This is a genomic window from Tahibacter soli (genome assembly GCF_025717065.2).
Taxonomy (GTDB): Bacteria; Pseudomonadota; Gammaproteobacteria; order Xanthomonadales; family Rhodanobacteraceae; genus Tahibacter; species Tahibacter soli.
Window position 1 is genome coordinate 858,633 of the sequence record NZ_JAOVZO020000020.1, and the last position, 22,773, is coordinate 881,405.

Consider the following 22,773-nt stretch of genomic DNA (forward strand, 5'->3'; position numbering starts at 1 on the left):
GGCCTCGCATCATACCGCGACGGACCGGCTCCGCAGCCAGCCGACCGCGGCGGCCGCGCAAACGGCCATTCGCGGACGCACGCCGCCCGGACCGTCGCAGCCCGGGCGGCGAGAATGGCGGCCGGCGGTCTCAAATCGTGAGATGCAGCCACGTCGAAATCGCGGCTGCCGGAAGCCGGCGCGGAATACGGCGGCATGGCGCCGGACCGGAAACTGCAGCGGCGGACGATGCAGGGCGCCGCGCCGGCCGCAGGGCGCTGCGACCGGCGCGACTGCCTGCCGGTCCCGTCAACCGTCAGGCACTCCAAAAGGAGCCGCACGACCGTAACACCGCGCGTCCGGGGACGGGATTGGCGAATCGGCGAACGAGGGCGAACGGCACGATCGTGTGGAGGAAAGTACGATTCGGCGTGCGTATCGACATACGCGACCGTTGCGTCGCATCGGGAGGGTCGGTTCGAGTATCGTCGGCGCGATCCCGCGACGCGTCGAACGCATGACCCCGTATCGCTGCGAAAAACCTCGTCGACGGCGGTACGCGCTGCTTTTCGCCGCGGCTACGCTCGCTCTGCTGCAAGGCTGTGCGACAGTCTCGACGACGGCAGATCGCGCCCCCGCGCGCAACGTCGCCGCGTTCGCGAAACTCTACGGCGTCGTGCGCTATTTCTACCCCGGCGACGCGGCCCGGACGATCGACTGGGAGCGCTTCGCCGTCGCCGGCGTTGCGCAGGCGAGTGCGTCGAAATCGTCCGACGAACTCCTGCGAGCGCTGCGTACGTTGTTCGCACCCATCGCTCCTCACGTACAGATTCTCGCGATCGAAGACGCGTTCGCGGACGGCACTCCCGATCGCGGCGAACAACGTGTCGCGTGGCTGCACCGCGGACTCGGCGTGGACGTCTACCGCCAGCCTGAAGCCACCTATCTGAGCCTGCGCATCGGCCGCGCGCCACCGGACGACGCGGCGGCGCAGGCTCGCGACCTGATCGAACGGTTCCCGCAAGCCGTCGCCGCCGCGACGCAACCCGATCGCGTTGCCGCGTTCGAGCTGGGTGAGGGACTCAAGGCACGCGTGCCGTTGTCGCTGTCCGCCACCGAGGCGGCAACACCAGAAGACGCCGAGGCCGTCGACGCGTTGCGCGAGCGGCTGCGAGCGACGGATCTCGACGCTTCGCTGACGGCCGTACGAGCCGCCGATGTCGTGGTCATCTGGAACGTATTGCGGCACTTCTATCCGTACTGGCAAGAAACCCGCGTCGACTGGGACGCGGTCCTGGAACCGGCCATCGCCGAAGCCTTCACCGATGGCGAGCGCGCAGCGCACAAGAAGACACTCAAACGACTCGTCGCACGGATCGTCGACGGACACGGCCAGGTCGACGACACCGTGCTGCGCGGCCGGCGACGCTGGCTGCCGATCGGCGTTGCGCCGGCCGGCGGCGACTTCGTCGTCAATGCAAGCGGGATTCCCGAGCGTGTCGCCGTCGGCGACGTGGTGAGGCGTATCGACGGCATCGATGCGCACCGCTGGTTCGCCGACACGCGAGCGCAGATTTCCGGCTCCGCGCAATGGAAAGCATGGATGGCCGCCGACACGTTCGCGACGGGCGAGGAGAACGCGAGCGTGACGCTGCAACTCGACGGCGTGCACGGCGAGCATGAAGTCGTTCTCGCCTTCGACCGTCCCTCGCCGGCCGCGGAAAAGCGACCGCCCCCGATCGCCGAAATCGCGTCCGGCGTCTGGTATGTCGATCTCGAACGCGCATCGATGTCCGACGTAACCCCGAAGCTGACCGCTCTGGCGCAGGCGAAGGCGACGATTTTCGACCTGCGCGGCTATCCGACGGATGCGGGGTTCGGTGTATTGCCTCATCTGATCGACGCGCCGGAGCGCGACCGCTGGATGCGGACGCCGATCCGCATTGCGCCGTACGACGAACCGGTCGCGTTCGAGCGATACGGCTGGGATCTCGACCCGAAACCGCCGCATTTCGCCGGCAGGCGCTACGTATTGCAGGACGGCCGCGCCTTGAGCTACGCCGAATCGGTGCTCGGTTATTTCACCGACCTCAAGCTTGCGACGACCATCGGCGCCGCCAGCGCCGGCGCCAATGGCAATGTAAACATGTTCACCACACCCGGCGGATTCACCGTTCGATTCACGGGCATGCGGGTAACGTGGCACGATGGCATCGGCAGTCTGCACGGCATCGGTATCGCGCCGGACATCGCGGTCGAGCAAACGGCACAGGCATGGCGTGAAGGTCGAGACCTTGCGCTCGAGCGCGCATTGGCGCTGGCTGCGCGTGAGGGACGCTGATACGTTGCCGAACTCAAGGCGTCGTTGTCGCCGTTCCCGTCGTGTCGGTGAGCGTAGGGCAGCCGGTTGTCCACGCGCAACGCTCGCTCGGCCTGCATCGAACGGTTTCGCCGGCACAGCGATTCGTCGGGAAATTACACGCCTCCGAACCTGGGTTGCATCGCCTCGTAACGCAAGTAAAGAAATCTCCCGGGTTCGCCGACTGGCAGCCGACACTGGCGCCGCCAACCTGTGCCGCTTCCGGCGAAGTCAATTCTCTGAGTACCGACTTATCAAGAACGATCTTCTTCCCTCGCAGCTTCGACATGACACGACCCTCCATTGACCTTCTTCGATCGTGCAGAAGATCGATCGTGGAGCGCCACTGCGCTGTCCACCCAAATTACCTATTGCTACAAATATTTTCCGTGGATCCTGGTACGCACGCTTGAGTTTGACAGCGTCAATCGAACCGATACCGCACCCGCCCGTAGTAGTACGCGCCGTTGAGCCCGATCGGCGAAATCACGTCATACGGAAAATTGCCCGCGTAGCTGATGTCCGGAATCGAGCGGTCCGGATACTGGTCGGTGAGGTTGTAGCCGCCGAGCGCGAGCGACAGCGACGGCGTCAGGCGGCGTTCGACTTCGGCGTCGAGCTGCCACTTCGCCGCGTACGTCTGGCGCGGTTCGAAACCGCCGCCGAAGTTGAACACGCGCGTCGTCGAGCCCTGTCGCGTCACGCGGCCGAGCAGCGAGAAGTCCTCGCCGTCCCACTTCGTCGTGACGAACGCGCGCTGCCGCGGCGCCGCGTCGGTCAGCGTGTTGCGCTCCTCGACGCCGAACAGCACGTTGTCGGCGCCGAGTTCGGTCAGCTCGCGCGGCGTCGGCCTCACTTTGCGGATCTTCGTGTCGGCATAGCTGTACGCGCCGGTCGCCGTGAACGTGCCGCCCGCGAGCGGCGCGCGCCAGTTCGTCACGAGTTCGGCGCCGCGCGTGCGCGTGTCGACCGCGTTCGTGAAGAAGCTCGCGCTCTGCACGCCCGCCACGCCGAAGCGCTGCTCGATGAACGCTTCGAGCGCATCGCCCGTGATGCGTTCGGACAACGTCACGCGATCGTCGACGTCGATGCGGAACAGGTCGAGCGACACGTCGAATGCGTCGGTGACCTGCGCCGTGAATCCGAAACTGACGTTCGTCGACTTCTCCGCATCGAGCGGTTTCGCGCCGAGCGCACGCGCGATCGGGTTGTTGACCGACAGCAGGCGCCCTGTCGTCAGCACGCCGTCGGCGCCGTAGCCCGTCGTCGTCGATTCGAAGCCGACCTGCGACAGCGACGGCGCGCGGAAGCTGTTCGATACCGCGCCGCGGAACGCGTAGCCCGGCGCGAACTCCCAGCGCGCACTGGCCTTGCCGGTCAGCTCGCCGCCGAAGTCGTCGTAGTGTTCGTAGCGCGCGGCGACGTCGACGAACACCTGCGCGCCGAGGTTGCCGGCGAAGTCCGCATACGCGCCGAACACGTCGCGCGCGAGATCGGCCGCGTCCTGCGGCGTCAGCCCGCCGCCGGCCTGCGCGCCGGTCGGCGCGCCGATCACCGGACCGACCGCGTACGACGCCGGGTCGCCGGGCTGCGTCTCGAACGATTCGCGGCGCGCCTCGCCGCCGAGCGCCAATGTGAAACTGTTGCCGATTCCACGAATGAAATCGAGATTCGCGAGCGTCTGCCGGTTGCCGTATTCGCCGACCTTGAACCGCGTGGGGCTCGCCGCGCCGAGCGACACGTTGAGCGAGTTGCGCAGGCGATACTCGAAATCGTTGCGGCCGTGCGTGAGGCTCGCGTCGACGTCCCATTCGCCCGCGCGCCCGCGCACGCCGCCGGTCGCCGAAAGATCGCGGTTGCTGCCGAGCGAATCGGGCCGATAGCCGTTCGGGTAGATCGCCGGTACGTTCGCGCTCGAGTCGGGATAGCGAAAATAGTTCGCGCCGATCGAGTGCCGCGCGTTGAGCGTCGCGAACGCGTAGCCGGTCCACGCCGGCGAGAACGGCACTTCGGCGTTGATCCACGCGTTGTAGTTTTCGGTTTCCGGATCGCCGGCGCGGTAGTTGCGTTTGCCGCGCAGCGCGACGTTTTCCGGCGAGTCGTTTTCCCACGGCGGCAGTTCGTCGTAGCCGGCGCGATGGGTCGCGGCGCGGCGGTCGAGTTCGACGCCGAAGCGCGCGAAGCCGCCGTCGCCGAGCTTCGTGCCGAACTTCGCGCTCGCGAACGCGCCCTGCCCGTCGGTCAGCGTGTCGCCGGTCGGATCGAAATCGGTGTGGTACGCGCCGTAGTTCGCGGTCACTTCGCCGCCGTGGTCGGCGTCGTCGAGAATGATGTTGATCACGCCGGCGATCGCGTCCGAGCCGTACTGCGCACCGGCGCCGTCGCGCAGCACTTCGATGCGCTTGATCGCGCTGATCGGTATCGAATTGAAATCGACCGGCGTCGTGCCCTTGCCGATCTTGGTATCGGTGTTGACGAGCGCGGTGGTGTGGCGGCGCTTGCCGTTGACGAGTACGAGCACCTGGTCGGGGCTCATGCCGCGCAGTTGCGCCGCGCGCACGTGGTCCGAGCCGCCGGAATTGGACTGGCGCGGAAAGTTGAACGACGGCAGCAGCACGGCCAGCGCCTGGCCGAGTTCGCCGTTGATCGCGCCGGCGGCGCGCAGATCGTCGGCCGTGAGCACGTCGACCGGCACCGGCGAATCGAGCACTGTGCGGTCTTTCGCGCGCGTGCCGGTGACGATGACCTGGTCGAGCGTCGACTCGGGCGTGTCGGCGGCGAAGGCCGGCGCGGCGAGAGATGCGGCAATGGCCGCGGCAAGCGAAAAGCGGTGCATGATGGCCCCCGGGTCATGAGTTCGGAAATATCGACATGGCGCGAACTCCTTGCCCGCGACGATGCCGGCCGCTCGAACGGCGGCGCTTTCGATTAGGATCGGGGCGAACGGTTTGGACGTCCATACGGAAGGCAGGGGTTTGCTCATGACGATTCGGTTGTCGCTTATAAGCGCGTTCTTTTGCTCGCCATCCCAGCGAAAGCTGGGATCCAGCCTTTCGGGCGTCGGAAGCACCGGCTGGATGACTCGCTGCTTCCGCAGCTCGCCCTTCGGGCCATTCGCTACGCGAATGTTCGCTTCGGCGTCCTGCCTCCGCAGTCCAGCTTTCGCTGGAATGACGAGCAAGAGCGTCGCCGCATTGATGTTCGTCGCCGTGCTGACCGCATGTACGACAAACGCGCAACGCCCAGCCACCACCGCCACCTTCTCCGGCGACCCAGCCCACCCCGCCGAGACCGCCGGCTGGGTCCGCACCGAGCTGTACTTCGGCACCGGCCCCGCGGACGACGCGAACGCCGGCGTCGGCGAAGCGCAGTGGCGCGAATTTCTCGATGCCGAAGTCTCCACACGCTTCCCCGACGGTCTTTCGGTCAGCGACATCTACGGCCAGTGGCGCGACAAAGGGGCCGTCAAACCCGAGCGCCTGCGCTCGAAGGTGCTGATCCTGCTCTACCCCGACAAGCCCGAGCAACGCGCCGCGATCGACGCGATCCGCGCCGCGTGGAAAAAGCGTTCGGGCGACGACTCGGTGCTGCGCGTGACGCAGCCGGCCGACGTGTCGTTCTAGGCCGCGCACGATGACCACGACAGCACACCCGCGCCGCATCGTCGCCGGCGACGTCAACGGCCTGTTCGGCCTCGTCGTCGACAATCTTTCCATTCTCGCTTTTGTCGCCACCGCGCTCGTCGGCTTCTTCGGCTTTCCGGCCGAAGTGCTGTTCACGCACATGTTTCCCGGCAGCGCGCTCGGCGTGCTCGTCGGCAATCTCATCTACACGCGCATGGCGCGCTCGCTCGCGCGGCGCACCGGCCGCGACGACGTCACCGCGATGCCGCTCGGCCTCGACGCGCCGACGTCCATCGGCATGGCGCTGCTCGTGCTCGGCCCCGCGTTCGTGAAGTTCAAGCAGGGCGGCATGGACGAACACGCCGCCGCGATCGCCACGTGGCACCTCGGCATGGCCGCGCTCGTCGTCATGGGCGTGTTGAAATTCGTGCTGTCGTTTTTCGGCGACGCGGTGCAGCGCGCCGTGCCGCGCGCGGGCCTGCTCGGCTCGATCGCCGGCATCGCGCTCGTACTGATGGGCTTCTTTCCGCTCGTGGAAATCCTGCGCCACCCGATCGTCGGTCTCGCCGGCCTCGGCATCGTGTTCTATGCGCTGATCGCGCGCGGACGTCTGCCGGGGAACCTGCCCGGCGTGCTCGTCGCGATCGTCGTGGGTGCCGCGCTGTACTACGGGCTCGGCGCCGCGGGCCTCGGTGCGCCGGGCTTCCACGCGCCGGCCGCGCCGACGTGGCGCTTCGCGCTGCCCTGGCCGAACCTCGGCTTCGTCGACGGCCTGCCGCTCGTGGTGCCGTATCTGCCGCTCGTGCTGCCGTTCGGCCTGCTGATGGTGATCGGCGGCATCAACGTGACCGAAAGCGCGCGCGCGGCCGGCGACGACTATTCCACGCGCGACATTCTGCTGACAGAAGCGTTTTCGACGCTCGTCGCGGGCGTCTGCGGCGGCGTGGTGCAGACCACGCCGTACATCGGCCAGCCCGCCTACAAGGCGATGGGCGCGCGCACCGCGTATACGTGGCTCACCGGCGTCGTCATCGGCCTTGGCGGCGTGTTCGGCTATCTGTCGAACCTGATCGAGCTCCTGCCGCTGCCGGTGCTCGCACCGATCCTCGTCTACGTCGCGATCACGATCACCACGCAGGCGTTCGAGGCGACGCCGCAGCGCCACTACGCGGCCGTCGTATTCGCGTTCTTTCCGGCGGTCGCGCGCATGGTCGCGATCAAGCTCGGCGACCCCGGCGTGGTTCCGCCCGACCGTTTCGCCGAGCTGTTCGCCAGGGCCGACCACGGCCTGCCGGAACTCGCGACCATCGTCGTGCTCGGCAACGGTTTCATCATCACGTCGATGATCTGGGCCGGCTACGCCGCGGCGCTGATCGACGGCAGGCTGCCGCGCGCCGCGGTATTTCTCGCGGCCGGCGGCGTGCTGACCCTGTTCGGGCTGATCCACTCGGTCGATCCGAACGGGGCGCTGTACCTGCCGTGGAACCTCTCCGGGCTCGGCGCGACGCTCGCGGGGCAGTTCGCCGCGGCCTACGGCGTGCTTGCGCTGCTGACGCTCGCGCTGACGCCGTTCAACCGGGAGACGAAAGGCTGAAATCGCCGGACGGCGCTGCACGGCTATAATCGGCGAACGAGTTCTTAACCAGGTTCGGTTATCCGATGTCCAGCGTCGCCGCGGCAAAGCCGCAAGGTCCCAGGGATTTCGCATCGGTCCAGGCGCTCGCCCGGCCCGACATGGAAGCGGTCGATCAGCTGATCCGCACGCGGCTCGCGTCCGACGTCGTGCTGATCAACCAGATTTCGGCCCATATCGTCGGCGGCGGCGGCAAGCGGCTGCGGCCGATGCTGCACCTGCTCGCCGCGCGCGCGGCGGGCTACGCCGGCAAGGATCACGTGCAGCTCGCCGCGACGATCGAGTTCATCCACACGGCGACGCTGCTGCACGACGACGTCGTCGACGAATCGGACCTGCGGCGCGGCCGCCGCACCGCGAACGCGCTGTGGGGCAACGCCGCGAGCGTGCTCGTCGGCGATTTTCTGTATTCGCGCTCGTTCCAGCTCATGGTCGAACTCGAGCGCATGCGCGTGATGCAGATTCTCGCCGACACCACGAACGCGATCGCCGAAGGCGAAGTGCTGCAGCTGCTCAACATCGGCAACGCCGACGTCGACGAGGCGGCGTACCTGCGCGTGATCGAGCGCAAGACCGCGGTGCTGTTCGGCGCCGCCACGCGCCTGGGCGCCGTGCTCGCCGGCCTGCCGCCGGCGCAGGAGGAAGCGCTGTTCCGCTACGGCATGGATCTGGGCCATGCATTCCAGATCGCCGACGATCTGCTCGACTACGTATCGGACGCCGACACGCTCGGCAAGAACATCGGCGACGACCTCGCCGAAGGCAAGCCGACGCTGCCCCTGATCTACGCGATCGAGCGCAGCTCGCCCGAACAGGCCGCGAGCCTGCGCCGCGCGCTGGAATCGGGCGGGCTCGATTCGCTCGACAACATCGTCGCGGCGATCCGCGATTCGGGCGCGCTCGAGCGCACGCGCGACCGCGCGCTCGCCTACGCCGACTCGGCGCGCGCGAGCCTGTCGCTGCTGCCGCCGTCGACGGCGCGCGACGCGCTCGAAACGCTGGCGCTGTATTCGGTCGACCGCTCGCACTGATCGAAAACTCCCTCTCCTCCAAGGCACAGCCTTGGGGGAGAGGGCTGGGGGTGAGTGGGCGGCGCCGGGAACTTCGTCGAGATCGAGGATGACCCAGGCGTCACCCCCTCACCCTGCCCTCTCCCCAGGCAAAGCCTGGGGAGAGGGTTCAAGCAAAAGGAACAAAATGATTCTTCCCAAATACCACGTCGCGCCGTCGCGCATCCCCGGCGCGGGGCAAGGCCTGTTTCTCGACGAACCCGTCGCGCGCGGCAAGCTGATCACCGCGCCCGACGCGATTCCGCAGGTCTACCGCTTCGACGAAATCGCCGCGATGCCGAACGCGCAGGAACTCCTGCCCGCGACGGTGCGCTGGTTCGAGGACCGCTACACCGTCACGCCGGAATGGCCGGACGAGTGCTACATCAACCACGCGTTCGCGCCGACCGGCCTGTGGCACCTGGGCTTCGTGTTCGCGCTCGCCGATCTTCCCGCCGGCACCGAGATCACGGTCGACTACCGCCACCTGCTCGCGCCGGGCCAGGAAGAGGATTTCCGCGACTCGGCGACCGGCGAGGCCATCGTCGGCTACACGTGGCACGAAAGCGTGTCGTCGTCGACCGAACAGCTGCGGGCGATTCTCGCGCCATGACGGACGTGCGACGCCTGCGCCCCGCCGACTATCGCCGCATGGCATGGAAGAACGGCGGCGGCATCACCACCGAAATCGCGCGCGAGCCAGCCGACGGCGACGCGTTCGACTGGCGAATCTCGATCGCGCAGATCGGGCAGGACGGCGACTTCTCGATGTTCCCCGGCGTCGACCGCGAGCTGATGCTGCTCGACGGCGGCGGCGTCGAACTCGTGATCGGCATCGACGAACCCGTCGCGCTGACGCGGCGCTACCAGAAGCACGCGTTTCCCGGCGAGGCGCCGGTCTCGTGCCGCCTGCTCGACGGACCGACGAGCGACTTCAACGTCATGACGCGCCGCGGCGCCGTGCGCGCCGAACTGATCGCACGCACGATCGTCGGCTCAATGGTGTTTTTCGCCGGCGACGCCGCCGTCACGTGGCTGATCCACGTCGCGAACGGCCATGTCGAATTCAAGGACCGGCCCGAAGCGCCGCAGGCCGACGCCGGCGATACGCTGATCCTCGCGATCGCGCCTGGCGAATCGCGCGGGCTCGTCCTCACGGGACACGGCGAACTCGTGCTGGTGAAGCTCGAGAGGATTTAGGGATGGTCTGGACAAGTCCATCCTGGACTTGCCAGCCCGCGCCGAGTCCGGCTCAGGTCCGGACTCGACTCACGCCGCATCAAGCACTGGCGTGCTTGATGCGCGAGCGAGCCATCCATGGCTCGCGGAAACTCTGAACTTGTTCAGAGTTTCCTTAAGTCTCGGTCCAGCGGCGCAGCAGGTTGTGGTACACGCCGACCAGCTGCACGAGCGCCGGATGATCGGCGGCGGCCTGGTTCAGGCTCTGGATCGACACGTCGAGGTCGAACAGCAGGCGCCGTTCGCCGTCGTCGCGCACGAGGCTCTGGATCCAGAAGAACGACGCGACGCGCGCGCCGCGCGCGATCGGTTCGACGCGGTGCAGGCTCGACGCCGGATACAGGATCAGGTCGCCCGCCGGCAGTTTCACGGCGTGCGTGCCGAACGTGTCTTCGATCGTCAGCTCGCCGCCGTCGTATTCGTCGGGGTTCGACAGGAACAGCGTCGCCGACAGGTCGGTGCGCACCGGCGAGCGGTCGTCGCCGGTACGCGGATAGCGCACGGCGTTGTCGACGTGATAGCCGAACGACTGCCCTTCGCGATAGCAGTTGAACAGCGGCGGAAAGATTCGGCGCGGCAGCGCACCGGCCATGAACATCGCGTTGCGCTGCAGGCCTTCGAGCACGATCGCGCCGAGCTCGCGCGCGACCGGATGATCGTCCGGCAACTGCAGATTGTTCTTCGCCTTGGCCGACTGATAGCCGGCCGTCAGGCGGCCGTCGGCCCACCCGGCGGCGTCGAGCTTGCCGCGGCAGTGCGCGACCTGCTCGGCGGTGAGGATGTTCTGGATGTGCAGCAGCATGAATCCGACTCCGCGACGCTCAAGCCCTCTCCCCCGGCGCCGCCGGGGAGAGGGTTGGGTGAGGGGGCGACGCTGGAATACGCATCGACGAACGACCTGGCGTCGCCCCCTCACCCCGACCCTCTCCCCCAAGCGAGCTTGGGGGAGAGGGAGTTCGAACGTCGCGAGCTTAGACCGATCCGCGCTCAGAACGAATACGTCGCCGACAGCACGACTTGACGCGCATCACCCGGCGTCGACCAGCCGTTGTTGCGCACGCGCGAGTAGTACTCCTTGTCGAACAGGTTGTTCGCATTGAGCTGCAGGCGCAGGTCGCGGTTGACGTTGTAGGCCACCATCGCGCGATGCACCGAATAGCCTTCGGCCTTGACCAGCGGGCCGTTGATATTCGTCGCGCTGTGCTGCGTGACGTAGTAGTCGCCCTGGTAGGTGAGGCCGTAGCCGAACTGCCACTGGTTCCAGTCGTAGGTCGTCCACAGGCTCAGCGAGTGTTCGGGCACGTTCAGGAGCGGATCGCCCTTCGTGTAGTCGCGATTGTTGCCCGCTTCGAAGTTCGACGCGCCCTGCAGCACTTCGCTGTCGAGGTAGGTGTAGTTCGCGTAGACCGCCCAGTGGTCGGTCAGAAGGCCGGTCGCGCCGAGCGTCACGCCGTCGACGCGCGCCTGCCCGTCGAGCTGCTGCTCCTGCGACGGGTTGGCCGGGTTCAGCGCGTCGGAGACGCGGTAGTTCTCGCGATCGTTGCGGAAGATCGACGCGGTCAGCGACAGGCGGTTGTCGTAGACGTCCCACTTCGTGCCGATCTCGATGTTGACCGCGGTTTCCGGGTCGACGCCGCAGTTGTTCGCCGCGACGACCGGGCCGCCCGGCAGGCCGGGCGCCGTGCACGAGCCGTTGACCGACGCCTTCGACGGCGTCTTGGAGTTGCCGTACGCGACGTAGATGCTCGCGTTTTCGACCGGCTTGTAGACGAGGCCGGCGCGGTACGAGAAGAGATCGTTGTCGTTCTTGGCCGGCGGCGCGGCGCCGGTGATCGTGCCGATGGGACCCGCGGCGCCGGCCGCCGTGTTGACCGTGTAGTTCGTCGTGCTGCCTTCGTTGTGCTCGAAGCGCGTGCCGAGGTTCACCGACCACCGCTCGTTGAACTTGATATTGTCAAAAGCGTACAACGCCGCGTTATCCAGTTCGCCGTCGGCTTTGCCGGTGCGGGTGCGGTTGCGCGGGCCGGTGTAGTAGTTGTCCGGGTTGAAGATGTCCATGAACGGCAGGTGCTGGCCCGGGCCGCCGTACGGGTTCGAGCCGTCCGGGTTGCGGAACTCGGTGCTGCCGTCGAACGCGTAGCTTTCGTGCATCAGCGAAAAGCCGGTGACGAGCTGGTGCTGCAGCGCGCCGGTTTCGAACGACGACGTCAGGTCGGTCTGGTTGATCAGCATGCGGTTCGTCGTGTCGCGCACGTTGCCGCGCGGACCGGTCGGCATGTAGAGGCCGGCCGGAACGGTGACCGGGCCCGCCGGCGTGCCGACGTTGACCGTGCAGCTGCCGCCGATCGGCGTCAGGACGTTCGGCATGCAGTACGTGCCCTGCGGCGGATCGACGATCGTGAACTGCGTGACGCGCTGCGCGCGCGTGAAGTTGCGCACCGACATGTCGTCGCTGAAATTGTGCTGCAGGATCGCGGTGAACGCGTCGACTTCTATTTCCTGCGTGTCGACGTTGCGATAGCCGTAGTAGGTCGACGGATCGACGCCCGGCAGCGGGCGGCCGTTGTAGAACGGCACGCCGTACTGCGGAATGTTGTCGTCCTTCTGGTGCAGATAGCTCAGCGTGAACGTCGTGTCGGTGCCCACGCCGAACGCGATCGACGGCGCGAAGCCCCAGCGCTTGAACTCTTCGACGTCGCGGCCCGGCGCGTCGTTGCGGTGGCCCATGAGGTTCACGCGCACGGCGGTCGTGTCGCCGATCATCTGGTTCGTGTCGAGCGTCATGCGGCCGTAGCTGTCGGTGCCGACCGCGCCGGTGACGTTCGTGAACTCGCCGGAGCGCGCCGCCTTGGACACGAGGTTGATCGTGCCGCCGACCGAGCCCGCGCCCGAGAACACCGAGTTCGCGCCGTTCGTCACTTCGATCTGTTCGAGGTTGAACGTGTCCGAGCGCGAGTACTGCGCGCTGTCGCGCACGCCGTCGAGCTGGATGTCGTTGTTCGCCGAGAAGCCGCGCAGGTTGATCGAGTCGCCGAAACCGCCGCCGCCTTCGCCGGCGCCGAACGTGATGCCCGGCAGCGTCGACAGCACGTCGCGCAGCGACAACAGGTTCTGCTCGCGCATGATCTTCTGCGGCACGACCGAGATCGTCTGCGGCGTGTCGCGCAGCGGCGCGGTGTACTTCGGCGACACGGGCTCGGTTTTGTTGGCGAGGCCCTGCACGTCGACCGCGTCGAGTTCCGTCTCTTCCTTCCGGCGCTTGTCGGCCGCGTCGGGCGTCTGCACCGCGGTGTCGGCCGGCGCCGGGTCGGCGGCGACTTCGGCGTGGGCGGCGCCGGAAACGAGCGCGAGGCCGAGCGCGGACGCCAGCAGGCGCTTCGGCGCCGCCTGGCTGGAACGGATGTACGGGTTGCTGGACATGCGAGGTTTTCCTTGGTTCTGCGAATACAAGACCGGCCGCAAACGGCGCGTCGCGCAGTGCTGCGAACGCTCGACGATCGAGCCGGAACGGCGCCATTCCCCTGGCCCCGAAACCGGGGCCCCATGCGACTCGCGGCGAGTCTCGCGCCGCGAAGACGCCATTTTAACAATCAATGAGAATGATTCGCAATACGAGAGTGAGTCGCAGTCGGAGCGCCGCGAAAGTCGACGCGAAACGCGTTCGGACCTTCCTGGTGGCCTGTAACAGATGAATCGGAAGAAGGATCGCGAAGGAATGGTCGTGCAGGACGCCGCTGCGGAGCGAAGCCGATAGAACCCGCTATCGGCCGAGTTAGCAGCAAGCACAGCGCGGCCAGGACGAGCGGGCTACTTTCGATTTTGTCTTTTACAGGTCACTAGTACACGTCGCGCCGATAGCGGCCTTGCGCGACCAGCTGCTCCACGCGTTCGGCGCCGAGCGTGTCGACCAGCACCGCGTGCACGCCCGGCGCCATGCCTTCGAGGCTGCCGCAGACGTAGATCGCGGCGCCGTCGTCGACCCAGGCGCGCAGCGCGTCGCCCGCCTGCGCGAGCTTGTGCTGCACGTACACGCGTTCGGCCTGGTCGCGCGAGAACGCAAGATCCAGACGTTCGAGATCGCCTTGCGCGTGCCATGCGCGCAACTCGTCGCCGTAGAGAAAATCGACCGCCGCCTCGCGTTCGCCGAACAGCAGCCAGTTGCGCCGGCGGCCGGCCGCGACGCGCGCCTTGATCAGCGCGCGCAGGCCGGCAAGCCCGGTGCCGTTGCCGACGAGAATCATCGGCCGCGCATCGGGCGGCGCGTGGAAATTAGTATTTTTTCGCAGACGCACGTCGACGACGCCGCCGACCGGCACGTGCTCGGTCAGCCATCCGGCGCCGATGCCGAGGCGGCCGTCGGGCCGGCGCCACTGCCGCACGACGAGATGCAGCGCGCCGTCGGCCGGCAGCGAGGCGATCGAGTATTCGCGGTGCGCGAGCGGTTCGAGCGCGCTCACCCGCTCGCGCCAGTCGCGCGCCGTCGGCGCCGTTTCGGGCAGGCGGCTGCGCATCAGCCGCGCGCGCAGCGTTTCGCCTTCGACGAGCGTCGAACCCGCGACGCCGATCGCGGCGAGGAGCGCGTCGACGTCGGCCGGCGCGTTGCGCGGGCCGATCTCGGCGACGTCGCCGGCGTCCCATTGCAGATCAGCCGAATCCGGCGGCACCAGCGCGACGTGGAAGCACGGGCCGCCGCGGCTGCCCGCGTTGAGCAGCCGCCGCTCGGCGAGCCGCCAGGACGCGTAGCGCGGCGCCGCCCAGTCGGCTTCGTCGGTCGCGCCGGACAGCACGCCGACCTGATGCTGCCAGTGGCGCAGCGCACCCGCGTCGCCGTTGTCGACCTCGACGAGATCGAACAGCGGCCGTGCGCCCTGGTGCCGCAGCCAGCGGTCGAGCGCGTGTCCAAAACCGCAGAAGTGCACATAGTCGCGATCGCCGAGCGCGAGCAGGCCGTAGTGCAGGTTCGGCAACGGCACGTCGCGGCTCATGCTGCGCCGCGCGAACGCGGACGCGAGATCCGGCGGATCGCCCTCGCCGTACGTGCTGACGACGAACAGCGCGCGCTCGACGCCGGCGAGATCTTCGGCATTCAGCGCCGCCAGCGATTCGAGCCGCACGGCCGCGCCGGCGGCGCGCAGAGACTGCGCGGTGCGCACCGCGAGCTGTTCGGCGAAGCCGGTCTGGCTCGCGAACGCGACGAGTATCGGATTCGCCCCGGCCGGCGCGTTCGCGAGCGCCGCCTGCGCTTCGCGCCGCGCGCGGCGGCGCGCGCCGCGCCAGCACAGGCCGGCGTAGATCGCGACGCACAGCGCCGCGCCGACGAGCCGTCGCGCGCCGGGATCGGTCCACACGATCACCTCGCGCTGCACCAGCGCGAGCCAGGCGAACGCGGCGGCCAGCGCAACGAGCACCGCGGCATTGCCGAACGTCGCGGCGTCCGGCATGGAGAAACGGGATCTTTTCATTCTTGCAGAATCGCTGTGAAGGCCGGCGTGTCGGCGCTTTCGAAACCGTGCGCCGACCGCGTCACGAAACGCGCCGCGATGCCGCGTTCGCGCGCGAACGCGAGGCCGGCGTCCACGCCGAGCACGGTCAGCGCCGTCGCGTACGCGTCGGCGACCATCGCCTGCGCATGCACGACCGACACGGAAGCGGGGGCGTCCGCCACGGGCTCGCCCGTGCGCGGGTCGATCGTGTGCGAGTAGCGCCGCACGCCGCGTTCGTAGTAGCGGTGATAGTCGCCCGACGTCGCGATCGCGCGGTCGTCGAGCGCGATGACGTCGCCGGCCGCGCCGTCCGGCCGTTCGAGCGCGACGCGCCAGCGATGGCCGTCGGGCCTGCGACCGCGAGCGCGCAGTTCGCCGCCGATTTCCACGAGATAGTCGCTCGCGCCGAGTTGATCGAGCGCGCGCGCGACTGCGTCGACGGCATAGCCTTTCGCGATCGCGCTGAAATCGAGCGAGAGGCCACCCGGCTGGTCGAGCGTGCGCGTATCGCGATCGAACGCGACGAGGCGCCACCCGCAGCGCGTGCGCGCCGCCGCGAGCGCGGCGGCGTCCGGCGGCTCGGTGCGCGCGCCGTCGGGGCCGAAACCCCAGAGGTTCACGAGCGGGCCGACGGTCGGGTCGTACGCGCCGCCGCTGTCGCGCGCGACGTCGAGCGCGCAGGCGAGCACCTGCGCGAAGCCTTCGGGCACGACGTGCCGGCTGCCGGCCGGCGCGCGGTTGTAGCGCGCGAGGTCGGCGTCGGCCTGCCACGTGCTCATCTGCCCGATCACGCCGGCGAGCGCGGCGTCGATCGCCGGCCGCGCTTCGTTCGCCTCTTGCGTCGTCGCCATTTTCACCGACCAGGTCGTGCCCATCGTCTCGCCGCCGAACGCGGCGAGGCGCGCGCGGCGGCGCGCGAGCCAGCGGCGCGCGGAGGAAGGCAAAAGTGCGAGCGGCATCACGGCGATCGATACGCGGCGCGGCGGCGGCGAACGCCGCCGCGCATCGCGTTACTGCTGCAGCACTTCGAACGTCGCGACGTAGTTCACGCGGCGCTTCTTGGCCTGCTTGACGCTCGTGTTCGCGTCTTCGAGCGACGCTTCGAGCCAGTACATGCCGGGCGCAGGCCACGTCACCGAAAACTCGCCGCTCTTGTCGGTCTTCACCTTGATTTCGTTCTGCTTGTCGCGCCAGCGGCTGCCGCCCGGCACGATCTCGACGTCGAGATCGGCGGCCGGCTTGCCGTCGAGCAGCAGCCTGAACTTCGCCGTTTCGCCGGCGAACAGGTCGTTCGGGTGCGTGACGGGCGCGAGTTCCAGGCCCGCGCCGGTGGGCTTGAGCGCCGTGTCGTTCGGCGCGCCGGCGGTCACGAAGGTTTCGTTGCGGCCGGCCGACTGGTTCACTTCGAGATTCTTCGCGTCGGCCGGAATCTCCTTCGCGAACGCCTCGGCGGTGCCGCGCCAGCGCTTCTTCTCGCCGTTCAGTTCGTAGCTCGCGAACAGGCCGGCGTTGACGACGGCGATCTTGTACGTGCCGGCCTGCGTCAGGTGCAGGTCGAACACGCTGCGGAACTTGCCGGTGAACGGATTTTCGGCCTGCGCCGGCTTGCCGTCCGGCGCGGTGATCGCGAGATTGTCGAGCTTGACCGGCACGTGGTTGAAGTAGAACAGGTCGTTCGACACGGCCGCGTCGACGGTGACCCACTGGTCCTGCGTCGTCACCGTCGTCGACGGCAGCAACCAGGCTTTGTGCGCAAAAGCGGAAAACGGAACAAATGCCGCGAGCGCGACGGCGAGCTTGGCGGAAAACTTCATGACGCCTCCGGTATCGGTCTGGGTGAACACTTAGGGCGAAACGTCGAGCGTGACGGCGCCGAGTTCGACGTCGCCCTTGGTGTCGAAGTGCGCCGGCTTGGCCGGCGGCCACTGGAACGGAATGCGCACGATTTCGCGGCCGCCGACTTCGCGCGCGGCTTCGACCACGAGCTTGTAGCTGCCGGCCGGCAGGCCCGCGAGCGGCGCCTTCGCGTCGTCGAATTCGAGCTTGTGCACGCCGGCCGGGCGCGTCGCGCCGCTGACGCCGTCGATCGGCAGCGTGGCCGAGCGGCCGGCTCGGCGCCACCACTGGCGCAGGTCGGCGAGCCACTTCGTGCCCTGCTCCATCTTGCCGCCTTCGCCCTTGCCTTCCTTCTGCTGGTACCACACCGCGAGATTCGCCGCGACGGTCTGGTCGTCGCGCTCCACCCACACCGCGACATAGGGGCGATGGTATTCGGCGACTTTCAGGTTGGGCACTTCGACACCGACATTGAGATCGGCGGCGAACACGGGGCCGGCGAGGAGGCCGGTCAGCGCAATCGAAAAACGGGCACGCATAGAAACCTCGTCAGTGAATGAACAGAAGTGCGAGCAGCACGGGCACGAGCAGCCCCAGGCCGACCAGCGGCCAGGTCGACGGCCGGCGCTGCGCATGGAACTGCAGCAGCAGCAGGCCGGTGACCGCGAACACGAAGCACGCCACCGCGAACACGTCGATGAACCACGTCCACACCGGGCCGGTATTGCGCCCCTTGTGCAGGTCGTTCAACCACGACACCCAACCGCGGTCGGTTTTCTCATATTCCACTTTGCCGTCGGCGAAATCGACGCTCGCCCACGCGTCGCCGCCCGGACGCGGCAGCGAGAGATAGATCTCGCCGTCGTTCCATTCGGCGGTCTTGCCCGCCGCCGCGACGCCGAGGTCCGTCGCGAGCCAGCGCGCGAGTTCGTCCGGCACCGGCGACTTGCCGGTTTTGCCTTCGGCTTCGGCGGCAAGACGCGCCTTCAGCGCGTCGGGCAACTGCGCCTGGCGGTTCGTCACGACCGGCTCGGCGCCGATCTGCGACGCGTGGTTCAACGTGATGCCGGTGACCGCGAACAGCGCCAGACCCACCAGACACACGGCCGAACTGATCCAGTGCCACTGCACGAGCGTCTTCAGCCACCAGGCTCGGCGTTGCGGGTCGAGATGCATATCGGGCTGGCGCGAACACGGGCGTACGGGCCGGCGATTACAGCAGAAATGAGAATGAATCTCAATTAAAACGAGCGCCGGCGTGCGAGTGGCCACGTTCGCCGCCAACTTTCGGTTTGTGCAACGTACTGACGCGCATCGCAGGTTCCGAGACGGGTCCGGATGATCGTAGCCGCGCCCGGAAGCGGCCCGTCTGTGCATCGCGAGCACCGCAGCAGTGGGTCACAGGCATCGACCGGGGGCACGGTCGAGCAAAGCACACAAACCAAGGAGCACCCATGAAAAAATCCCTATTTCTCTGCCTCTCGGCCTGTGCGTGCGTCGCGCACGCGCAGACACCGCAGATGCGCGAATACTGCGAAGCAACGCCGGAGGAGCGCAAGGTCGCCGATGCCGTCGGCTTCATGGCGCAGGTCGGCGAGATGACCTTCAACTCGTTGACGAACACCTACTCGATCCACGCGCGCCCGTTCAACTACAACAACGACACCCCGTCAATGCCGATCTGCACCGACGAGCCGCTGTACGGCCAGATCTACGCTTACTGGGGCCGCACGGCCTTCCTCGTCGGCCCCGACCGCATGGTCACCGCGCCGCATGGCCCGAAATCGACGTTCGATCCGAAGGACTTCCGCGTCGTGTTCGGCCTGCGCCGCGAACGCCTGCCGAACGGGTCGTGCGGCGCCGTGAACTTCGACGCGATCCCGGCGGCGAACGTCTACTCGCCGCCGGTCGACTCTCACTTGTATACGAGTTTCGTCAGCGGCGAGATGAACACGCCGGACTACCTCTACTTCAAGCTCGACCGCCCCGTGCCGGGCGTCAAGCCGCTGACGCTGCGCCGTTCCGGCGCGCCGGACCTCGGCGATCCGCTGATCCTCGTCGGCCATCCCGCTCGCCTGCCGCTGAAGATCGGCATCGGCGGCTACGTCAACGCGATCACGCCCAACGGCCTGGACGTCGGCCACGCGCCGGCGTGGAACGGCAACTCCGGTTCGCCGATCTACAACGTGCGCAAAAAGGTGGTCGAGAGCGTCGCGGCCGGCCCGATCACCGGCGTGGGCCTGACGCTCGACACGACGGCGAACTGTTGGCGTACCGGCCCCGATATCGGCGCCGAGATCCTGTCGCAGCTCAACAACGGCCCTATCTCGCGCTTCGTCGACCACGTGCCGCCCGCCGCGCACGAAATCCTCGTATCGCCGCGCGCGACGGTCAACCACGTCAAGCTGCCCAACGGCACGCTGACGAACGCGACCACGACATTCACCGTTTCGCCGTCGCCGAACGCCGGTTCGACGCCGCAGTCGTTCCGCGTCCAGTCGTTCGGGCACGTGGAGGGACCGCAGACGATCGTCATACCGTCGGGCGCGTTCACGGTCGCGGCCAGCGACGCGCCCAAGACATTCACGGTCGACGCCTCCGCCGGCACCGCCAACTGCGGTTCGTATCAGAGCGACCTGCGCATCGTGCGCGCCGACACCGGCGAAACCGTCGACGTGATCCCGCATCGCTTCGAACTCGGCATGACCGACTTCGCCGCGACGCCGAGCGACGCGTGGACACTGTCGAAGCTGACCGCGCCGCACCCCACGCGCACGCTCGCGCTGTCGAATCCGAATCCGGTCGCGGTCACGCTCGACGTAGCGTCGTCCAAGCCGTGGGTCACGGTCAACGGCGGCGCGTCGACGACGGTTTCGCTCGCGGCGGTCGGTACTACCGGTTCGACCGCGAACGTCACGCTCGCGATCGCGAACGCCGACACGCACATCGCGCTCGGCGCCACGGCGACCGCGCAGGTGACGATCACGCCGACGAACGCGGGCTGCAGCCTGCGCCAGGCGCAGACGATGCCCGTCAGCTTCACCAACGGCATCCAGCCGTTCTACGGTCTGTCGACGACATTTGCTGCATTCCCGCAGCCGACGTCCGGTCAGACGTTCGGCGCGGTCGTCGAACTGCCGGTCGACCTGTCCGGCGAAGCGCCGTTCAACGTCGCCGACGTCGATCTCAACCTCGGCTTCTATCGCGAGGGCCCCATGGGCGTGCCCGCCGACCAGATCGATACGCTGCTGCGCGTCGTGCTCGTCGCGCCGGACGGTACATCGGCGATGCTGTGGGATCGCGCAGACGCGCCGGCCGGCTACGTCGACTCGAGCACGGTGCTCGTCGACAACACGCCGACGCCGATCTCGCGTCTGAAGCTCGACGACGCGACGACGCCACCGATCGCGCCTCAGCGCCTTGCCGTGTTCAACGGCCGCGCCGGCAAGGGCGTCTGGAAGGTGCGTCTGTACGGCATGGCCGGCACGCAGTACGCGATTCCCGCGTCGGCACAGCTGGTCGTTCGGCGCGCCGCGGCGACGAGCCCGATGGTCTTCAGCGCCGTGCCGGCGTTCGTCAACACGCTCGCAGCGCCGGCCGCGGGCCAGACGTTCGGCGCACCGACCGAACTGTCGATCGACGCGGGCACGATGCCCGCGTTCACCGTCGCCGACGTGAATCTCGACGTCGGCTTCTACAACGAAAGCGGCCTGTTCTACGGCGCCGACCTCGCCGACACGATCGTCAAGCTCGAACTCGTCGCGCCGGACAACACGACCGCCGTGCTGTGGGATCGCAACAATTCCACTTCAGCCTACGTCGCGAACGAGACGATCTACTACGACAACGGCGTCGTGCCGATGTCGGTGCTCAAGCTCGACGATGCGACGACCGCGCCGCTTGGCGGAGGCCTGTTGTCGGCGTTCAACGGCCACGCCGGTGCCGGCACGTGGAAGGTACGCATCTACGGCGCCGCGGGAGCCGGCAACGTGGTGCCGCAGGCCGCGAGGCTGTCGATCGTGCGTACGCCGTGATATCGGGCGGGGCGCGCGATTCGCGCGCTCCGCTTTCGTCGGCTACCGATCCCAACGATCGTCGCGCGTATACACCGCGCCGTCTTCCACTTTCACCGGAAACTTCGCGGTCGGCTCGTACGCGGGCGGACACAGCACCGCGCCGGTGCGCACGTCGAAACGCGCGCCGTGGCGCGGGCATTCCACCTCGTAGCCTTCGACGACGCCGCCGGTCAGCTCGCCGCCGTCGTGCGTGCAGACGTCTTCGATCGCGTACAGCTCGCCGTCGATGTTGAACACCGCGATCGGCACGTCGCCGTCCCACGCGTTGCGGTATTCGCCGGGCAACAGTTCGCTCGTGGCGCAGACGCGGATCCAGGTTTCGGCCATCGCAGGGGTCGCCTGTCTTGCTTGAGCCCTCTCCCCCGACGGCGTCGGGGAGAGGGTCGGGTGAGGGGGCGACGCTTCGCACTTCGTCGAGATAGAAGAAGAACCCGACGTCGCCCCCTCACCCCGGCCCTCTCCCCCAAGCGAGCTTGAGGGAGAGGGAGTTTCAATGTCAGCGCAGATCTTTCGACAAAATCTCGAATTCCAGATCGTCGCGTTTGGGAATGCCGAAACGCTCGTCGCCGTAGGGGAACGGCTTCTTCACGCCGGTGCGTACGTAGCCGCGCCGTTCGTACCACGCGATCAGCGAATCGCGGATCGTGATCACCGTCATCTCCATGCGCGCGCAGCCCCATTCGTCGCGCGCCACGCGCTCGGCTTGCGCGAGCACGGCCTTGCCGACGCCCCCGCCTTGCAGCGTCGGCGACACGGCGAACATGCCGAAGTAGCCGGCATCGCCCTGCTTCTCCACATGGCAGCAGCACACGAGTTCGCCGGCGCGCTCGGCCAGCACGATGCGGCTGTACGCACGAGCGATCAGATCGGCGACGCCGTCGGGATCGGTGCGCTGGCCTTCGAGCATGTCGGCCTCGGTGGTCCACCCCTTTTTGCTGACGTCGCCGCGATACGCCGATTCGACGAGAGCGACGATCGCCGGCACGTCGGCGTCGCCGGCGGCACGGAAGGTGAGAACGGCGGAATCTGCGGCAACACTCATGGACTGTCCTTTTCGGTCGTGGCGCTCGCGGCGCCGTTCAAGGCTGCGGTCAGCGTGGCCCACGGCAGCTGCGCGCACTGGCGCCGAGCCGGATAGCGTACGAGTTCGCCGAACGCGGCAAGTTCGCCGAGCGCGTCGCGATCGCACGGATCGCCGCGCAGCAGCGCGTCGAACTGCGCACGCAGCGCGGCGATCGCGGCGGCGTCGAGGCCGGTCACGCGTTCGCTCAGCATCGACGCCGCGGCGATCGTAATCGCGCACGATTCGCCGGAGAAACGCAGCGCGGCTATATGTCCGTCGGCCACGCGCAGCTCGAAGCGCAACGCGTCGCCGCACAGCGGGTTGGCGCCGTCCGCGGCGTGCGTGTGCGCGTCGAGCGCGCCGTGGTTGCGCGGTTCGCGGTTGTGCGCGAGGACGTTCTCGCGATACAGGTCTGCGGCGCTCATGCCTACAT

The 22,773-nt window shown here is 67.9% G+C and carries 18 protein-coding genes; 7 read left to right on the forward strand and 11 right to left on the reverse strand.

Going from position 1 to position 22,773, the window contains the following annotated elements:
- The first annotated feature begins 892 nt into the window (after positions 1-892).
- The gene (locus tag OD750_RS24760; protein WP_263541299.1) at positions 893-2,320 is read left to right on the forward strand and encodes a S41 family peptidase; all 1,428 of its coding nucleotides are present in this window, start codon (positions 893-895) and stop codon (positions 2,318-2,320) included.
- 442 nt (positions 2,321-2,762) lie between these two features.
- Here OD750_RS24760 and OD750_RS24765 read toward each other — a convergent pair whose 3' ends face one another.
- On the reverse strand, positions 2,763-5,174 hold the full coding sequence (locus tag OD750_RS24765; protein WP_263541300.1) for a TonB-dependent receptor plug domain-containing protein: 2,412 nt from the start codon (positions 5,172-5,174) through the stop codon (positions 2,763-2,765).
- Between the two features lie 334 nt (positions 5,175-5,508).
- Between OD750_RS24765 and OD750_RS24770 the strand changes: the two genes are divergently transcribed.
- The 5 genes from OD750_RS24770 (at position 5,509) to OD750_RS24790 (ending at position 9,843) form a co-directional block, all read left to right on the forward strand.
- Positions 5,509-5,961 (forward strand): DUF3574 domain-containing protein, encoded by a 453-nt coding sequence (locus tag OD750_RS24770; protein WP_336407586.1) that lies wholly within the window; start codon positions 5,509-5,511, stop codon positions 5,959-5,961.
- 10 nt (positions 5,962-5,971) lie between these two features.
- Complete coding sequence (locus tag OD750_RS24775; RefSeq protein ID WP_263541302.1) at positions 5,972-7,555, forward strand: SulP family inorganic anion transporter; 1,584 nt, start codon at positions 5,972-5,974, stop codon at positions 7,553-7,555.
- Between the two features lie 65 nt (positions 7,556-7,620).
- Complete coding sequence (locus OD750_RS24780) at positions 7,621-8,625, forward strand: polyprenyl synthetase family protein (RefSeq protein ID WP_263541303.1); 1,005 nt, start codon at positions 7,621-7,623, stop codon at positions 8,623-8,625.
- A 166-nt stretch (positions 8,626-8,791) separates the two neighbouring features.
- Complete coding sequence (locus OD750_RS24785) at positions 8,792-9,256, forward strand: SET domain-containing protein (RefSeq protein ID WP_263541304.1); 465 nt, start codon at positions 8,792-8,794, stop codon at positions 9,254-9,256.
- On the forward strand, positions 9,253-9,843 hold the full coding sequence (locus OD750_RS24790; protein ID WP_263541305.1) for a HutD/Ves family protein: 591 nt from the start codon (positions 9,253-9,255) through the stop codon (positions 9,841-9,843). Before OD750_RS24785 ends, OD750_RS24790 begins: the two co-directional genes overlap by 4 nt.
- Before the next feature lie 154 nt (positions 9,844-9,997).
- On the opposite strand, the gene OD750_RS24795 is transcribed toward OD750_RS24790, so the two are convergent.
- The 7 genes from OD750_RS24795 to OD750_RS24825 form a co-directional block, all read right to left on the reverse strand.
- Positions 9,998-10,684, reverse strand: coding sequence for a Fe2+-dependent dioxygenase (locus OD750_RS24795; RefSeq protein WP_263541306.1), 687 nt, complete (start codon positions 10,682-10,684; stop codon positions 9,998-10,000).
- Between the two features lie 185 nt (positions 10,685-10,869).
- A complete protein-coding gene (locus OD750_RS24800; RefSeq protein WP_263541307.1) occupies positions 10,870-13,302 on the reverse strand; it encodes a TonB-dependent receptor in 2,433 nt (810 codons plus the stop codon).
- Between the two features lie 416 nt (positions 13,303-13,718).
- Positions 13,719-15,344 carry a sulfite reductase flavoprotein subunit alpha gene (locus OD750_RS24805; protein ID WP_263541308.1) on the reverse strand — a complete coding sequence of 542 codons (1,626 nt, stop codon included), beginning with the start codon at positions 15,342-15,344 and terminating at the stop codon, positions 13,719-13,721.
- A complete protein-coding gene (locus OD750_RS24810; RefSeq protein WP_263541309.1) occupies positions 15,341-16,324 on the reverse strand; it encodes an FAD:protein FMN transferase in 984 nt (327 codons plus the stop codon). The genes OD750_RS24805 and OD750_RS24810 overlap by 4 nt, the downstream gene beginning before the upstream one ends.
- A 51-nt stretch (positions 16,325-16,375) precedes the next feature.
- Complete coding sequence (locus OD750_RS24815; RefSeq protein WP_263541310.1) at positions 16,376-17,179, reverse strand: DUF4198 domain-containing protein; 804 nt, start codon at positions 17,177-17,179, stop codon at positions 16,376-16,378.
- 30 nt (positions 17,180-17,209) lie between these two features.
- A complete protein-coding gene (locus OD750_RS24820) occupies positions 17,210-17,740 on the reverse strand; it encodes a DUF2271 domain-containing protein (protein ID WP_263541311.1) in 531 nt (176 codons plus the stop codon).
- Between the two features lie 10 nt (positions 17,741-17,750).
- On the reverse strand, positions 17,751-18,377 hold the full coding sequence (locus tag OD750_RS24825; RefSeq protein WP_263541312.1) for a PepSY-associated TM helix domain-containing protein: 627 nt from the start codon (positions 18,375-18,377) through the stop codon (positions 17,751-17,753).
- Positions 18,378-18,655: 278 nt separating this feature from the next.
- On the opposite strand from OD750_RS24825, the gene OD750_RS24830 reads away from it, so the two are divergent.
- The gene (locus OD750_RS24830; RefSeq protein WP_263541313.1) at positions 18,656-21,235 is read left to right on the forward strand and encodes a trypsin-like serine peptidase; all 2,580 of its coding nucleotides are present in this window, start codon (positions 18,656-18,658) and stop codon (positions 21,233-21,235) included.
- A gap of 42 nt (positions 21,236-21,277) precedes the next feature.
- Here the strand turns inward: OD750_RS24830 and OD750_RS24835 are convergent, their stop codons facing one another.
- The 3 genes from OD750_RS24835 to sufU form a co-directional block, all read right to left on the reverse strand.
- Positions 21,278-21,604: a non-heme iron oxygenase ferredoxin subunit gene (locus OD750_RS24835; protein ID WP_263541314.1), complete on the reverse strand. Its 327-nt coding sequence runs from the start codon at positions 21,602-21,604 to the stop codon at positions 21,278-21,280.
- 169 nt (positions 21,605-21,773) lie between these two features.
- Complete coding sequence (locus OD750_RS24840) at positions 21,774-22,319, reverse strand: GNAT family N-acetyltransferase (RefSeq protein ID WP_263541315.1); 546 nt, start codon at positions 22,317-22,319, stop codon at positions 21,774-21,776.
- Positions 22,316-22,765, reverse strand: coding sequence for a Fe-S cluster assembly sulfur transfer protein SufU (gene sufU, locus OD750_RS24845; protein WP_263541316.1), 450 nt, complete (start codon positions 22,763-22,765; stop codon positions 22,316-22,318). The genes OD750_RS24840 and sufU overlap by 4 nt, the downstream gene beginning before the upstream one ends.
- Between the last annotated feature and the right edge of the window lie 8 nt (positions 22,766-22,773).